The organism is Anaerovorax odorimutans DSM 5092 (assembly GCF_000426305.1).
GTDB classification, from domain to species: domain Bacteria; phylum Bacillota; class Clostridia; order Peptostreptococcales; family Anaerovoracaceae; genus Anaerovorax; species Anaerovorax odorimutans.
On the sequence record NZ_AUFC01000052.1, the window covers coordinates 1 to 2,058 of the forward strand.

Genomic DNA, 2,058 nt, shown 5'->3' on the forward strand with positions numbered 1-2,058 from the left:
TGCATTCACTTTCAGAAATAATTTCCTTTCAATCCAACTTGATATTGAATACATAACTCTATTTGCTGCAACTTCACTTTTTGTGAATATCAGCAAGTAAGTAGACCTAGGGAACTTCCCCCTAAGTCTCTCTCAGAACCGTACGTGAACCTCTCGGCTCATACGGCTCCCATTATCCAGCCGCTGGCAGTATTCCAAACTTCCAGTGTGCAAACAGATTCTGGTCACGTTTTGCAATCTCTCCAAGCCAATGTTCTGCTCTTCTTCTTGCTTTACGCTTTTTGTATTTCCTCCGAACCCACTTGACTAAACACCCATTCAGATATCGTAAGGCATCATAAATTTCAGATTTGTAAAAGTGAGTGTAATAATTAATCCACCCCTGTATCTGCCGATTAAACATATTTGCTATGTCCCATAAGCTTTTATCTACTTTCAATTGAAGCTTCCAGTTTCTAATCTCTTTACGCATGGATTTCTTTGCTTTCCCACTCATTGCTGGCAGAAAATTTGTAAAGAACTTTCCATATCTATTCTTTGCATGTCTTGGTCTAAATGTATACCCTAGAAAATCAAATGATGTATACTCATGTTTTCCTTTACGGTCATCATCTTTACAGTATACAATCCTAGTTTTCTCTAAGTTTAGCTCCAACCCAAAGCTCGCAAAGCGTTGCTCCAATCTTCTCTGTAAATATTTCGCCTGTTTCAGCGATACACAGTGTGCTATACCATCATCAGCATATCTCGCCCATTGTATGGACGGAAATTCCTTGACCATGTAGTCATCAAATACATAATGCAAGAATAGATTTGCCAGCACTGGACTAATAACTCCGCCTTGTGGCGTTCCTGCCGTTCTAGGCACTATCGTTCCATCTTCCATTTGAAATGGTGCTTTCAGACATCGTTCAATATATAGAAGTACCCACTTCTCCTCTGTATGCCTACTGACCATTTCCATTAGATAAGGATGTTGTATGTTATCAAATAACCCTCTGATATCAAACTCCAGTACCCAGTCTTTTCTCCAGCATCTTTCTCTTGTGACATCTAGTGCTTGAATTGCTGACTTGTTCGGTCGATACCCATAGGAATCCTCGTAAAACATTGGCTCAATACACGGCTCAAAATATAATTTAATCACCATTTGTGCAATTCTATCTTCTACTGTTGGAATTCCCAATATACGTGTACCACCGTTCTTCTTCGGTATTGCAACTGCTTTTACTGGTTTGGGAAAGTAACTTCCTGATGAAAGCCGATTCCAGATTTTGTACAGATTGTTATTCAGTCTTTTCTCGAAATCCTCTATTGACTGTTCATCTACCCCGTATGTTCCCTTGTTTGCCTTAACTCTTTCATAGGCTGTTATTACTGCTCTTTTTGAAATACTGTATGGCTTTGCTTCTTGCATAAGTTCCTCCTCCTTTCAAAGTTGACTTATTCTCAAAGCTGAATAATCCGTATTCTTCGCTCCGATCTCATTACAAGACTTTCATCACTACTACAATACGGTCTGCCCCCATGACTGCATCGGTACTCTTATCTTACGGTTCTTCCGCTTGATATACTCCCTTAACATCAGCCCGTGGGTTCCCACGTTCTGCACAAACGCCTGTGTAATGTTCATGCCACCTTTATGCCGCCCACCATCTGGTCGGTAAACAGGTTTCCTCCAGACTCATCCCAGATTAACGACTACCCCCTGGTTTTGATGGAATCTCTACGCTTTCGACATTTCCGTAAGTGGTTCATTTGGCCATTCATCTCCATTACACTCACCTGACAGATTTATTCTGCCTTTTCCCTAACGCTCAATACCATAGCTTTTGCCTATAGCACCTTAGGGTGGTTTGAAACCTCCACCTGTATGGCGATTTCGGCGGGCCCACCGCCATCATCTGTACAGCATAGCTGTCTTCAAGTAACTACGCTACTTGGACACGCCTTCGTGGCGCACCATCATCTGCGTATCTTACGAAACGCAGACCTCGTTGCTCCAATTCCTTATCTAGTTTATCAAGATACACATTTGAAAGTATAACTGAAATGGGT

1 protein-coding gene is annotated in these 2,058 nt (G+C 41.4%); it reads right to left on the reverse strand.

What is annotated here, in order from left to right:
• Nucleotides 1-172: 172 nt before the first annotated feature.
• A complete protein-coding gene (ltrA, locus tag K292_RS0112670) occupies nt 173-1,417 on the reverse strand; it encodes a group II intron reverse transcriptase/maturase (RefSeq protein WP_027400127.1) in 1,245 nt (414 codons plus the stop codon).
• Nucleotides 1,418-2,058: the final 641 nt, after the last annotated feature.

Excerpts from the sequence above, each read along its gene's own strand:
- ltrA (WP_027400127.1), bottom strand. The coding sequence starts at position 1,417 with ATGCAAGAAGCAAAGCCATACAGTATTTCAAAAAGAGCAGTAATAACA.